This is a genomic window from Blautia massiliensis (ex Durand et al. 2017), from assembly GCF_001487165.1.
In the GTDB taxonomy this organism is placed as follows: Bacteria; Bacillota; Clostridia; order Lachnospirales; family Lachnospiraceae; genus Blautia_A; species Blautia_A fusiformis.
The window spans coordinates 2,779,325-2,793,421 of sequence record NZ_LN913006.1; the positions used below are offsets into that span (position 1 = coordinate 2,779,325).

A 14,097-nucleotide genomic window follows, 5' to 3' on the forward strand; every position below is an offset into this window, starting at 1 on the left:
TGATATATGCGATGATTATGGAGATAACAATTATGACTGCCAGTATGGAAAGCCAGAAATAATCTATAATTCTTTGATTGCAAGGTATTTTGTTGTATTGCGTGTCTTGGTCAGGTTCACCTCCTCTCTATTTCGTCGAGTTTTTTAAGAAATCAATCTCCATTTGTTGCTGCTGTGTTTGAGCTTTTAGTAGTCGGTTTTCAGCTTTCAACTTCTCAATATCTGATAATTGAGAAATCGCTTTGTTCTTACCTCGTCGATCATATAATCCTTCGATTCCTTTATCTTTATATTTTCTAACCTATGCATAAACTTGTCCGTAGGAGCAACCATATTTATTCGCTGTAGAAGAATAATTACATCCCGTGTTCAAGGCTTTGCGGTATTTTTTCGGATTTCAATGTGTCAAACTCCCGTGTTTATGAAAGTTGTGTTTTTCTTGGCAATATGTTACAATTACTCCATATAAATTTATAACTTTTCTAGACAGAAAGTAAAAGGGGAACGTCATGAAGTGTATTAAAACAACGGACGCGGTAGGACATGTACTGTGCCATGATATTACCAGAATTGTGAAGGATGTGGTAAAAGATACAGCCTTTCGTAAAGGACATATTGTACAGGAAGAAGATATTCCGGTTTTGCTATCTCTGGGAAAAGACCATCTTTATGTGTGGGAGAAGGATGAAAATACTTTGCATGAAAATGAAGCAGCGCAGATTCTGTGTGATGTGTGCATCAATGAGAATATGCATCCAACGGATGTAAAAGAAGGAAAAATTGAGTTGATTGCAGATTGTGACGGAGTATTTCAGGTGGATGTGCCGAGGCTGGATGCTATTAATGAGATCGATGAGATTATGATTGCCACCCGTCATACAAATTTCCCGGTAAAAAAAGGTGACCGTCTTTTAGGAACCCGTGTGATTCCGCTGGTGATTGCAAAAGAAAAAATGGATTTGGTGAAGAAAACAGCAGGAGAAAAACCGCTGGTATCGCTGGCACCTTATAAGAAACGGAAGGTAGGAATTGTAACCACCGGAAATGAAGTATTTTATGGAAGAATTAAGGATACTTTCACACCGGTAATCATCGAAAAAATGAAATCTTACGGTGCTGAAATTCACGGACATATTCTGTGCAATGATGATATGGAAAAAATCACTGCCGCTATTATGAAATTAAAAGAAGAAGGGGCAGATCTGATTGTCTGTACCGGTGGTATGAGCGTGGATCCAGATGATAAGACACCGGGCGCGATCAAAAATACAGGAGCGAGAATCGTATCTTATGGTGCTCCGGTACTTCCGGGAGCGATGTTCCTGTTATCCTATCTGGAAGATGGCACACCGGTAATGGGACTGCCGGGATGTGTGATGTATGCAAAAGCCACCGTATTTGATCTTGTTCTGCCACGTATTATCGCAGGTATAGAAGTGACAAAAAAAGATCTGGCACATATGGGAAATGGCGGATTCTGTCTTGGCTGCAAAGAATGTCATTATCCGAACTGCAGCTTTGGAAAGGGCGTATAAGAGCAGGACAGGAGGAATAAGCATGGAAAAGCTTACGGTAGAGTAGGCACTGGAAGCACTGCTGGAACATACAAAAGTAATAGAGGAAACGGAGACTGTACCACTTTTGCAGGCATGTGGAAGAGTGTTGGCAAAGGATATGATTGCAGGATTTGATAACCCGCCGTTTGACAGATCACCTGTGGATGGTTATGCCTGCAAAGCGGAGGATATAACGGATGCATCAGAAAGTCATCCGGTACAGTTGACGGTATTGGAAGAGATTGATGCGGGGCAGTATTCCAGAGTCACAGTGGAAAAGGGGGCAGGCGGTTCGGATTATGACAGGCGCAGCTATTCCGAAAGGCTGTGACTGCTGTGTCCGTCAGGAGGATACAGATTATGGAGAAGAGACTGTCAGAATCTTCCGTCCGACCGGACAGTGGCAGAATTACTGTTATCAGGGAGAGAATTTTAAAAATGGAACGGTTCTTTTGAAAAAGGGTGACAAAATCGGATTTATTGAAGCAGGTATACTGGCCAGTATGGGAGTCATAAAAGTGAAGGTTTATCGTCGGGTAAGAGCAGCTGTTCTGACTATCGGAGATGAAGTAATGGCACCCGGAAAAAGATTGATTCCGGGGAAGATTTATGATTGTAATCAGGGACTTCTGGCGGTTCGCATGAAAGAATTTGGTGCAGAACTGGTGGAAGTGGCAGCCATAGAGGATCGCCCGCAGGCTATGACAGCAGCAGGCGAAGTCATGGCTCTGGACTGGGGAATTACATTGCAGTGTGATACCACAGGAAAAGAAGACGCCAGCAGTGTAGGAGTGCGAAGTCACTTTATATATCCGGTACTACCGGAAGCAGATGGCACAACGAAAAACGTATTTCCATGTAAAGTGGAAAGAGTGATTGAGGACGTGTTTTCGTATATCTTGATCGTATCTACGAAAGAAGAAGCCAGGATTCGCGTAGATGTGACGAAAGAACAATGGCAGCAGTACCAAAAGCATATTTCTGGAAATAAGATATGGATTGGGATAGATGAAAAAGATGTGATGTTATTAAAATAAATGAAAGAATCACCGTATCAAGGTTGAGGTAATCTATGATACGGTGATTCTTTCGTGAAAAATGCGAAAAAGCTTTCAATATCCAGTTCCGGTGGTTTAATATGCGGTTGTCAAACATTATTTCGTAAATACTTTCATTCGATCCCTTCTGGCTGCACAGATCAGGGTCAGGTGATATTTTTTTGCAAGATCAATTGCTTCAGAAGTAGGAGAAGCCTTGCTGGAGAGAATTGGAATCCCTGCATGGATGACCTTTAAAGTCATATCAGTTGGTATTCTGCCGCTGGAATATACCATACATTGATGCAGGTCAATATTGTGCCGCAGAGCGTAGCCGATCACTTTATCCAAAGCATTGTGCCGTCCGATATCTTCGCAGGAAAACAGAATGTGATCTTTTTGAGCGAGAATGCAGCTATGTGTGGCAAAGGTAATGCCATGGAGAGGAGAACCATCCGCAAAGGCATCCGCCATATGAAAGATCCATTCTGGTTTCCAGAAAATCGGTGTAAGTGACTGCGGCTCTTTGGATGTAACAAAGTAATCATTTAAAATATGATTGCCGGTACAGCAGGTAGGAGTTACTTCTACAAAGGCATCCGATGAGGATTGTGTGCTGCGTGCCGAATTTTTTAAATAGACTTTTGCACGTTTTCCATATTCACAGATATAGATATGATCTACATCTGTGAATATGGAAAACGTGATGATTTGTTCTGTCAGCAATCTTCCAAGAACCAGTTCAGTCAGATGCTGGGGCAGGCAAACAAGTTTCATAGTCAGATGATCATTTATATAGACATCCATCATATGTTCGTTCAATACTTCTTCTTGTTCCGTACGGGATTCTCCATTTCTTCCGATATATTGATATGTTTTTGTCTCTAGCAGAGACAGATTTTGTTATTGTTCGTTAATATACATAATTTCTCCAATTGAAAAAACAATTCTTTTATCATGTTTACTATGTGTTATACTAGATTTAGTATAACAGACATCTCTTTATTTCGAAAGAGTGAATTGAGGGATGAAGGAGGAAATAAAATGGGAAAGATTATGGCGGTAAATATCAGTGAGAAGAAAGGTACACAGAAAAAGAATGTACATAGTGCCAGACTGATGGAAGAATTTGGAATCGAGAAGGACGCCCATGCCGGCAAGTGGCATCGCCAGGTGAGTCTTCTTTCTTATGAAAAAATAGAAGAATTCAAGGCAAAGGGAGCACCGATCGAAGACGGAGCATTTGGAGAAAACCTGATTGTAAGTGGATACGATCTGAAGGCATTGCCGGTTGGCACCAGACTTCGCAGCGGAGAGGTATTATTAGAAGTGACACAGATCGGGAAAAAATGTCATAGTGGATGTGAGATTTATAAAATTATGGGTGACTGTATTATGCCAAGAGAAGGTATCTTTACCAGAGTACTTCATGGTGGCGTATTGACAGAAGGCGATGAAATTGTGATAGAGAAGGCAGCAGGTGAGGCAGATGGAGAATAAGCTGAATCATTTTGATCAGAAGGGTAACGCTGTTATGGTGGATGTGTCCGGAAAGATACCGACATCCAGAACAGCAGTAGCAAAAGGCAAGATTTGTGTCTGTCAGGCTGTGATGGATGCAGTGAAACAGGGGACTGTGAAAAAAGGAGATGTACTTGGAATAGCAAGAGTGGCTGGCATTATGGCGGTAAAACAGACATCTCATCTGATTCCGATGTGTCATCCGCTGATGATTTAGAAGTGTTCGGTAGATTTTGAACTGGATGAAGAAAATCTTGAAATTACGGCAATCTGTACAGCCAAAACGGAAGGTCAGACCGGTGTGGAGATGGAAGCGCTTACTGGTGTGAATGTGGCACTTTTGACAATTTATGACATGTGTAAGGCAATTGACAAGTCCATGGAGCTGACGGACATTCATCTGGTAGAAAAAAGCGGAGGAAAAAGCGGGTTATATCGAAACCCGAAAGAATAGTATGAAGGATAGATTTGGAAGAGAGATTGACTATCTGCGGATATCCATTACAGATCGATGTAATCTCAGGTGCGTCTATTGTATGCCGGAAAATGGAGTTGTGCAGATCCCGCATGAAGAAATTCTGACTTATGATGAGATTACCAGAATCAGCAGATGTATGACTGGTTTAGGTATACGTAAGATCAAACTGACCGGAGGAGAACCGTTAATTAGAAAGAATTGTGCCACACTGGTTCGAATGTTAAAAGAACTTCCTGGCATCGAAAAAGTGACATTAACGACCAATGGTGTATTGCTCGAAGAACAGATAGCAGATCTGGCAGAAGCGGGGCTTGATGATATAAATATCAGTCTGGATACTTTAAATGCAGCAGAGTTTGCAAAGGTAACCAGGAGAGAAAGTCTGGATCGGGTGCTGGAGGGAATCCAGGCGGCATTACAGTATCCGCAGATTGGATTGAAGATTAATTGTGTGCCGGTAGTGGAAGAGCAGGAAAATCTGGTATCGATAGCGAGACTTGCAAAGCAATATCCGATTCATGTTCGTTTCATTGAAATGATGCCGATTGGATATGGAAAGGATTTTCAGTTTCGGGGAGAAAGTGAAATATGCGAAATATTAGAGAAAGCATATGGAAGAATGACTCCAATAAAAGAACGATATGGGAATGGACCGTGTCATTATTATAAAATAGAAGAATTTCAGGGTAAAATAGGATTTATCAGTGCGATGACGCATAAGTTTTGCGACCAGTGTAATCGTGTGCGTATGACAGCAGAAGGATTTTTAAAAGCCTGTCTGCAATATCAGACTGGAACGGATTTGAAGAATTTGATGCGTTCAGGATGCACAGATGATGAACTGACAGAGGCAATACAGAAAGTAATATGGGAAAAACCGGTCAGTCATCATTTTACATCGGAAGAGATTGAGACAGATGAATGTAAATTAATGTCCCAGATAGGAGGATAAGGAATTATGAAAGCTGCGATTATCACATCCAGTGATTCCGGATATGCAGGAGAGAGAGAAGATAAAAGTGGTTCGGTAATCCAGGAAATTTTGGAAGCGAACGATTACGAAGTGGTGCATACCATTCTTTTGCCGGATGACAGAAAGATGCTGGCAGATGAGATGGCTCGTATAGCAGATGAGGGAATAGCAGAGATGATTGTAACTACGGGTGGAACCGGATTTTCGCCGAGAGACTGTATGCCGGAGGCAACAAAGGATATTATAGAACGTGAAGTGCCGGGGATTCCGGAAGCAATGAGAGCATATAGTATGACGATTACACCAAGAGCTATGCTCAGTCGTGCAGCAGCAGGTATTCGAAAAGGAACACTGATCGTGAATCTGCCGGGAAGCCCGAAAGCAGTCAGAGAAAGTCTGGAATATATTATTCCAGCGCTGGAACATGGATTACAGATCCTGACCGGGGAGGCAACGAACTGTGCCAGAAAATAATCGGAAAATGCAGACTGATATATCTGAATTAGAAAACGGTCAGTTGGCAGAACAGCAATTGCCATCAGATTTTACGCTGGTAGTCCTGGCAGGTGGTGCCAGCAGCCATATGGGAAGGGAGAAGTCAGATCTGCTTTTAGATGGACAGACATTTTTGGAGATACAGATCGGAAAAGGATGTCAGTTGGGAGCAAAACAGATCTTAATTTCTGGATATCGTGGAACACAGTGTGGGGAAGAGATTGTGCCGGATCGAATTTCCGGTCAGGGTCCACTTGGCGGTCTGGAGAGCTGTTTTCGAAGGGCAAAGACAGAAAAATGCCTGGTGCTGGGGGTAGATACGCCGCTGGTACCTGTGGAAGAACTTCAAAATCTGTTGAAGTTCGCAATGGAAAAAGCCGACCAACCGGTGACTATGCTGTGTCATAATGGAAAAGAAGAATCGCTGATAGCGGTATATGATGCCAGACTTTATAAAGAGATCACAGATTTTCTGGAATCAGGAAGATCATCGGTGTATCGTTTTTTAAATACAGTGGGATATTCCCTATACCATACCAGTGCACCGGAAAACTATTTTCAGAATATCAATGATCCGGAAATCTATAAGAAAGTCTGCACGGAATGCGAAATTGCTGATATTTTCATAAAGGAATCCGTTAAACTATAGATTTTTAAATACTGTAGGAATTTTTGTTTGTTATACGGAATCCAATGAGGGATATTTTCAGAATATTAACGATTCTGATACATATTTAAAGACTGAAGGGTATCTCGTAAAATAGTATAATACAGAAGGCGTATAGGATTATGAAAGGCTTCCAATTAGGTTTTAAATGATTTTTCGGATAATAGCACTTCCATGCAGATCGCATACAGGATCTGCAAACAGGTGGTGTTTCAGGCAGAATTCGTCTACAGCTTTGTTACATCCGGAAAACTGGGTACTGTATACGTCATGGATCAGGAGAACTCCGCCGATAGACAGACGTTCATAAAATAGAGGTAATGCAGCAGCAGTTGGAGCATAGAGATCTGCATCTAATGATACGAAACAGAAAGTTTCATCGGTAATATCGGAAAAAGTATCCGGAAACCATCCTTTATGGATGATCACATGTGATGGATCAGGCATGATGCGAAGAACAGAGTCTACATCTGTAGAAGAAAAGTCACCTGTTTTAGCGCGAGACAGATGCCTGGAGGTTTCTACGGCAATATCTTTTTCTGAAAAGCCTTCAAAAGTATCAAAAAGATGTATTTTTCGATCCGGAAAGGCCGTACTGATCAGGCAAGAAAAATCACCCTGGAAAACACCAAGTTCTGCCACATCTCCAGGGATATTTTGTTGATGTATTTGTTCGGCTAAAAGGCGCATAACCGCAACCCGTGCATCAAACATGCGAAGTGCAGAAGGATCACAAAATGAACCGTGATAGCCCAAGTGCTCCATCTGCTGCATCATAGAACCACGCCGCTCTTCATCCAATACACCAAGAATAATCAGATCAGGAAGAAGAGCAGCGGCCTTTGATGGAGAACAGATTGGGATATTACCAATAAATTGTCCATGTTTGCGCGGATCATTATCGGCAAAGCACATGATCTGATAGGAATTTCCAAGAAGTCGGGCAGTCATCTGCCCAATCTGTCCGGCACCGAATATAATAGTTTTGTAGATATGTTTTGTCATCATTTCATAGCAGCCTTTCTTTCAGCTCGAACCTGAATCATTTGTCCTGTGATAGATATTGCGATTTCAGCAGGTGTTTCTGCTTTAATATTAAGTCCCACAGGCGTGATAATACGGTCTAATTCTCGCTCATCGATTCCATACTCTTCTACGAGACGATGAAATACACCAGCTCTTTTGGCGAGACTTCCAATGACGCCGATATAGCATGCAGGTGTGGCAAGAAGTTGTGCCTGCACAATCGTATCATAGGCATGACCTCGTGTCATGACACAGCAATAATCAGCATCTGTGATAGAAATGCTCTGATCCAGATGATCAAAATCGCAAAGGATTGTCTCCGCTGCATCCGGGAAAAGAGCAGGATCTGTAAATTCCGGACGGTCATCCAGAACGATGCAGTGAAAGTCAACACTTGCAAGTATTGGTACCAGCTTTTGTGAAACATGCCCGCCTCCAAATACATAGACAGTTCCGGATGTACCGATTTGTTCTGTAAACAGGTCACAGGTTTCATTGCGATGACGGCATGGTCTTGCAGATAAGGAAGATAAGATGGAAGAAGGAACATCAGCATTTCCAGTCAATCCATAGGATGCACTGTACAGACTCATACCGGATGTAGCATGAAGATCACAGATCAGCCAGAAATCTTTTCGTTCTTTATATAATGTTTCAGCAGTTACTGCAAGTTCCATAATAATAGGGTCATTATGGTCCAGATACTGGAAAAATACGGTAACATCACCACCACAAATCATACCGATATTCTCAACATCTTTGCGATTCAACCGGAATTCATGTTCACAGGATTCTTTCTTTTCAAGAATATCAAGTGCCATAAGCTCTGCACGATGTTCGACAGAACCTCCGCCTATGGTTCCGGCAACTCGGCCTTTTTTTCCAACCAACATACGGGAACCGGCACCTCTTGGCGTTGATCCTGAGGAAGCAACGATGGATGCAAGCACAAGGTCGTTTTCTTTTTGAAATTCTTGTTGTATGATCTGAAATAAAGTTCTCATATATAAAACACCTCCTGTAATTTTCTATAAGTCATATCGTCATGTGACAGATGGTCTGTATCATATTTTGCAGATCAAGAGCCTGTTTAAGCTGTCGTTCATGAGATTTCAAAGCTTCGGGACTGTTACACTTACACAGACTGTCCGCAAATCGTTTTTCGATGGTTACACGTTCGGTTTCCTGAATCAGTTTATCTGATAAAAAGACGATAGCCGCTTCATTCAGAAGTGTCTTCTGTAAACCATGATGTTGTGAAATAATCTGACTGATTTCAGTATAGCCTAATTGTAAGAAAAGATCACCACCTGTTTTGGTGTGATGTTTTTGAAGTCTGGCAATATCGTGAAGGAGTGCTCCGGAGCGAATCAGTTTTTTATTAAAAAAGTAACCATGAGATTCCAGCAGATCGCAGAAATGGCAAGCCAATTCAGTCACTGCATCACTGTGCGCTTGTACATGATGAGGAAGAGACACCGAATCGCGAAGCATCCGGCATAGTTCGTCATGCAAGTCAGGATGAGGCAGCAGGTAAGTCGAATCAGATAAGGCAACATGATCGTTATCGTCTGCGTTCAGATGATAATAGGAACCACATGGAAGACGAAAATACTGTCTGGCATGCTGTTTTGAATCAAGCAAATACAGATAAGAAGAAATTACATCTGTATGAGAAACAATCGCAATATCACCCTCAGAAGAACGAAGAATCTCATAAATTGCTTGCGAAAAACGCATGCCAGATGCGAAAGGAGTTTCTGCTCCTGGAATCGGGTAATCAGGATTCATTCCACGTGCTTCATATATGTCCGGCCATCTTTTGCGTATCTCATCAAATGAAAGACCATCCCATTCTCCCAGATTTCGTTCTGTTAAATCTGAGATAGTGATATGTGGAAGATCAGGTGTGATATGTGCAGCCGTTTCCATAGCTCTTGATAAAGGACTGCAGTAAACAGCAGTTATTTTATCATCCAGTTCTCCGTGAAGAAGGACTGACTGCAGATGTCCAAGCATAGATAAAGAAAAATCAGTCTGACCGATACAGTAAGAATGTTCATCTGGATATTGTGGTTTTCCGTGTCGAATAAGATAAAGATTACGCATTGAAAAATCCTCTGAAACACTTTTCAAATATTGCTTCGGAACAGGTACGTGTTTCCTCTGAAAAACGGGCATATCGCTTCAAAAATTCTTCTCCGTATGGTGTCAGCTCACTGTGACTGCCCTTTACACCGCCCTGACTTCGAATAATCAGCGGTTCATGAAGCTGAGATTCTAATGTATGGATCAGATTCCAGCTGGTGGAGTAGGAAATGTGCATGCGTTCGCAGGCATCACGAACAGATCCTGTTTCATGAATCAGTGTAAGCAGCGAATAAAGCTGTTCATCAAAGAAGACCTTTTCCCGTGCCAGCTGAATCTGAATCTCTGAACGGATCAGACTTTGATTGTGTGCACGAAGAAGTTCTACATAATCCTCTGGTGTATCCGCATCATGAATGATTCCAGGATCTTCTACATTTAAACAATACATGGGAGTTCCACAATGTTCTACAGCACCCTTCAGACCAGTGTTTCCATCATTGCTTAAAATGGACTCAATTAATGAGGAACGAATCAGGATCGGATGACCTGGAGTTCCGTTACAGACCGGAGTGACAAGAGGCTGTCCAAGAGAAAGCATTTGTGTAACGGTATGTGCTGTGAATAGTGGAACATCTACAGGTGTAAAGAGTACCGTATCCACTTTGTCTTTTAAATATTCCAGTCCAATCCTGACAGAATCAAACATATGAGTAGTTTCATAGTCCTCATTTCGAAGAAAAATAACATGATTGGAAGCAAGGTGGCGTTCCAGAGCATCCGCATTGTATCCGGTTACCACCACTATTTTAGAGATTCCGGCCTGCCGGAAGTTATTAATCACACGCTGCGCGATGGAAATGGATCCAAGCTGAAGCATGGGCTTGAAGTCTCCCATTCGTGACGATTTCCCTGCAGCTACGATGAGAGCACCTGTCTGCATCATAGATACCTCCTAAAAATAACATTGTACAAATTTGATATTATTATAGCATGAAAAGTGAGGATAAATAGTAAAATTTTTAAATAAAGTAATAAAAACAATATAAAAAAGGGCGAAAATAGCCAACTAATAATTATTTACAATTTGTAAAACTGTACAAAATTATGATAACATGAAATTATACAAAATAATGTAAACAGGAGAACGTTTCCATGGATAAGATTTTTGAAATTACCGCAAAAGAAGTTACGATACAGGTAAAAGATGAGCGCACAGGAGAGCAATACAGTCGGACACTTCCGATTGATTATTATGAGAATGCGAATGTTTTAAAACTCAGCGGTGAGAATCTGGACGGAAGCAGTTCTTCCATTGTTTTCTATTCTGTCAGAGGAATGGAAAGACTTAAAGATCTGACGGGTAAGGGAGCCGATCATGATCCATGTGGAACACATAAGTCAGAAGATTTGTAACATCGGAACGTGTATTTTTTAAAGGAGGAATGAAACATGATTAAAAAGACATTGAAGATCAATGGTGTGGAGCGAATCCTTATTCTTGATAAGGATGAGACACTGGCTCAGGTACTTCGTGAGCATCTTCTTCTTACAGGATGTAAGATCGGTTGTGGAGAAGGTCATTGCGGAGCATGTAATGTTATTATGAACGGAAAAGTTACAAGATCCTGTATTTACAAGATGAGCCGTGTTCCGGACAATGCAGAGATCACAACAATCGAGGGTGTGGGAACAATTTCTGATATGCATCCGATACAGGTTGCATGGATGGCATATGGATGTGCACAGTGTGGTTTCTGTTCACCAGGTTTTATTATTTCAGCAAAGGTTCTTCTCGATAATAATCCGAGCCCTACCCGTGAAGAAGTGAGGGACTGGTTTAACAAGCAGCGTAATCTCTGTCGTTGTACAGGTTACAAGCCGCTTATCGATGCGACCATGGCGGCAGCAGCAGTTATGCGTGGCGAGATGACTAAAGAAGACCTCGTATTCAAGCAGACAGGTGATTCTATCGTCGGTACAAACTATATCCGTCCATCAGCAGCACAGAAGGTAACAGGTACCTGGGATTTCGGTGCAGATGATGCATTAAAGATGCCGGAGGGAACTCTTCGTCTTGCACTTACACAGGCCAAGGTTTCTCACGCAAATATTCTCAGTATCGATACAACAGAAGCAGAGAGTATGCCGGGAGTTGTTCGTGTTATTACAGCGAAGGACATTAAGGCAGCAGGCGGAACCAACAAGATCAATGGTCTTGTAATGCTTCCGAAACACAATAAGACAGACGGATTTGAGCGTCCTGTACTCTGCGACGAAAAGATCTTTCAGTTTGGTGATGCGATTGCGATCGTAGCTGCGGATACAGAAGAACATGCACGTGCAGCAGCAGATGCAGTTAAGGTGGAGATCGAAGAACTTCCTGCATATATGAACGCAATGGATGCAATCGCACCGGATGCAGCAGAGATCCATCCTGGTACTCCAAACGCATTTTTTGAGACAAACTGTATCAAGGGACCGGACTTTGACTGGGACAGCATTCCGGATTCACAGCAGGTTGAGATCGAGTCCTACTGTTCACGCCAGCCTCATCTTCACCTTGAGCCGGACTGTGGTTATGGATATATTGATGAAGACGGTATGATAACAGTGCATTCCAAATCTATCGGTATACATCTTCATATGCCTATGATCGCAGATGGTATCGGTGTACCAATGGAAAACTTAAGACTTGTTCAGAACCATGCAGGCGGAACATTTGGTTACAAGTTCTCACCGACAAATGAGGCTCTGATTGGTGCAGCTGTTAAGATTCTGGAACGTCCGGTATCGCTGGTATTTAATCAGTTCCAGAACATTACTTATACAGGAAAGAGATCTCCTGCATTTATGAATATTAAGCTTGCAGCAGATGAAAATGGTAAACTCTTAGCACTTTGGGGTAACAACTATGTAGATCACGGTCCATATTCAGAATTTGGCGATCTGCTTACCATGAGACTTTCTCAGTTTACAGGCGCAGGTTATGGAATTAATTCTATTTGTAATAAATCAACAACCGTATTTACAAACCATGCATGGGGCTCCGCATTCCGTGCTTATGGTTCACCACAGTCTTATATGGGATCTGAGATTGCGATTGACGTGCTGGCAGCTAAGATGGGAATCGATCCGTTTGATATCCGTGAAATGAACTGCTATAAAGAATCAGAGGGCACTACCATCCCGACAGGTTATCCACCGGAGGTATATTGTGAGGAAGATTTGTTTAAGAAAGCACGTCCATTGTATGAAGCGGCGAAAAAACGTGTTGCCGAAAAGAATGCAGCTTCTGACGGAAAGATGAAATATGGTATCGGTGTATCTCTTGGAGTATACGGTTGTGGTCTTGATGGTGTTGATACATCAAATGCATTTGCAGAATTAAATCCGGATGGAACCGTTACGATGTATGCTGCATGGGAAGATCATGGACAGGGGGCTGATATGGGTGTTCTTGTATCATCTCATGAAACACTGCGTCAGGCAGGAATCAGACCGGAACAGATTAAACTGGTTATGAATGATACGAAGACATGTCCGAATGCAGGACCTGCAGGAGGATCACGCTCACAGGTTATGTCAGGTAATGCATGTCGTCTGGCTGCAGAAAATCTTGTAGCAGCAATGAAGAAAGAAGACGGAACATTCCGTACTTATGATGAGATGGTAGCAGAAGGGCTTGCAACAAAATATGAAGGTAACTGGGTAACTACATTCTGTGCAGATCATCCGATCGATCAGGATACCGCACAGGGCGATCCATTTGCAACTTATATGTATACTATCTTCCTGCCGGAAGTTGCTGTTAATACAGAAACAGGTAAAGTTACCGTTGAGAAATTTACTTGCGTAGCTGACGTAGGTACGATCATGAACAGACTTCTTGTAGAAGGTAATTTCTATGGTGGTCTTGTACAGGGTATCGGTCTTGCTCTTTCGGAAGATTTTGAAGATTTGAACCATGACACCACTTTGAAGAATTGTGGTATTCCATATCCAAAGGATGCTCCGGATGATATTGAACTTCACTTCAATGAAACATATCGTCCAAGTGGTCCTTACGGTGCGGCTGGTTGTGGTGAGGCTCCACTGGATGCTCCACATCCTGCAATCCTGAATGCAATCTTTAATGCGACAGGTGCACGTATTACACGTATCCCTGCCCGTCCGGAAAGGGTTCTTGCAGCATTAAAAGAACTTGAGAAATAAGCTTAATTCATAATGTGGTTGGAGTAAAAGCTGCCAACTGC

Annotated in this window: 14 protein-coding genes and 1 pseudogene; 10 read left to right on the forward strand and 5 right to left on the reverse strand. The window is 42.2% G+C overall.

Annotation, left to right across the window (positions count from 1 at the left end):
- Positions 1–509: 509 nt before the first annotated feature.
- The 3 genes from BN3261_RS13725 to BN3261_RS13735 are packed head-to-tail and all read left to right on the forward strand — an operon-like array spanning position 510 to position 2,593.
- Entirely contained in the window at positions 510–1,535 is a 1,026-nt protein-coding gene (locus tag BN3261_RS13725) for a molybdopterin-binding protein (RefSeq protein WP_021650138.1), read from the forward strand.
- Positions 1,536–1,593: 58 nt separating this feature from the next.
- Entirely contained in the window at positions 1,594–1,887 is a 294-nt protein-coding gene (locus BN3261_RS18100; RefSeq protein WP_287082736.1) for a hypothetical protein, read from the forward strand.
- A complete protein-coding gene (locus tag BN3261_RS13735) occupies positions 1,856–2,593 on the forward strand; it encodes a molybdopterin-binding protein (RefSeq protein WP_059086544.1) in 738 nt (245 codons plus the stop codon). Before BN3261_RS18100 ends, BN3261_RS13735 begins: the two co-directional genes overlap by 32 nt.
- 117 nt (positions 2,594–2,710) lie before the next feature.
- Here the strand turns inward: BN3261_RS13735 and BN3261_RS13740 are convergent, their stop codons facing one another.
- Entirely contained in the window at positions 2,711–3,415 is a 705-nt protein-coding gene (locus tag BN3261_RS13740) for a formate dehydrogenase accessory sulfurtransferase FdhD (RefSeq protein ID WP_227945558.1), read from the reverse strand.
- Positions 3,416–3,637: 222 nt separating this feature from the next.
- Between BN3261_RS13740 and BN3261_RS13745 the strand changes: the two genes are divergently transcribed.
- The 5 genes and pseudogenes from BN3261_RS13745 to mobA all read left to right on the forward strand — a co-directional run bounded on the left by BN3261_RS13745 (position 3,638) and on the right by mobA (position 6,709).
- A complete protein-coding gene (locus tag BN3261_RS13745) occupies positions 3,638–4,093 on the forward strand; it encodes an MOSC domain-containing protein (RefSeq protein WP_015526506.1) in 456 nt (151 codons plus the stop codon).
- Positions 4,083–4,568: pseudogene (gene moaC / locus BN3261_RS13750) on the forward strand (cyclic pyranopterin monophosphate synthase MoaC). The gene BN3261_RS13745 and the pseudogene moaC overlap by 11 nt, the downstream one beginning before the upstream one ends.
- Position 4,569: 1 nt before the next feature.
- Positions 4,570–5,544, forward strand: coding sequence for a GTP 3',8-cyclase MoaA (gene moaA / locus BN3261_RS13755; RefSeq protein ID WP_044960389.1), 975 nt, complete (start codon positions 4,570–4,572; stop codon positions 5,542–5,544).
- Between the two features lie 6 nt (positions 5,545–5,550).
- Complete coding sequence (locus tag BN3261_RS13760) at positions 5,551–6,039, forward strand: MogA/MoaB family molybdenum cofactor biosynthesis protein (protein WP_015526502.1); 489 nt, start codon at positions 5,551–5,553, stop codon at positions 6,037–6,039.
- A complete protein-coding gene (gene mobA / locus BN3261_RS13765) occupies positions 6,026–6,709 on the forward strand; it encodes a molybdenum cofactor guanylyltransferase (protein WP_049946973.1) in 684 nt (227 codons plus the stop codon). Before BN3261_RS13760 ends, mobA begins: the two co-directional genes overlap by 14 nt.
- Before the next feature lie 162 nt (positions 6,710–6,871).
- Here mobA and BN3261_RS13770 read toward each other — a convergent pair whose 3' ends face one another.
- The 4 genes from BN3261_RS13770 to BN3261_RS13785 all read right to left on the reverse strand — a co-directional run bounded on the left by BN3261_RS13770 (position 6,872) and on the right by BN3261_RS13785 (position 10,787).
- Positions 6,872–7,642, reverse strand: coding sequence for a TylF/MycF/NovP-related O-methyltransferase (locus BN3261_RS13770; protein WP_235812389.1), 771 nt, complete (start codon positions 7,640–7,642; stop codon positions 6,872–6,874).
- Positions 7,643–7,731: 89 nt separating this feature from the next.
- Complete coding sequence (locus BN3261_RS13775; RefSeq protein ID WP_021650131.1) at positions 7,732–8,757, reverse strand: XdhC family protein; 1,026 nt, start codon at positions 8,755–8,757, stop codon at positions 7,732–7,734.
- 31 nt (positions 8,758–8,788) lie between these two features.
- Positions 8,789–9,862, reverse strand: coding sequence for a histidine phosphatase family protein (locus BN3261_RS13780; RefSeq protein WP_021650130.1), 1,074 nt, complete (start codon positions 9,860–9,862; stop codon positions 8,789–8,791).
- A complete protein-coding gene (locus tag BN3261_RS13785; protein WP_021650129.1) occupies positions 9,855–10,787 on the reverse strand; it encodes an NTP transferase domain-containing protein in 933 nt (310 codons plus the stop codon). The genes BN3261_RS13780 and BN3261_RS13785 overlap by 8 nt, the downstream gene beginning before the upstream one ends.
- A gap of 209 nt (positions 10,788–10,996) precedes the next feature.
- Here BN3261_RS13785 and BN3261_RS13790 point away from each other — a divergent pair, with 209 nt between their 5' ends.
- A complete protein-coding gene (locus BN3261_RS13790; protein ID WP_015526497.1) occupies positions 10,997–11,257 on the forward strand; it encodes a hypothetical protein in 261 nt (86 codons plus the stop codon).
- 36 nt (positions 11,258–11,293) lie between these two features.
- Positions 11,294–14,056, forward strand: a complete 2,763-nt coding sequence (locus BN3261_RS13795) for a molybdopterin-dependent aldehyde oxidoreductase (RefSeq protein WP_059086545.1) — start codon at positions 11,294–11,296, stop codon at positions 14,054–14,056.
- Positions 14,057–14,097 lie beyond the last annotated feature (41 nt).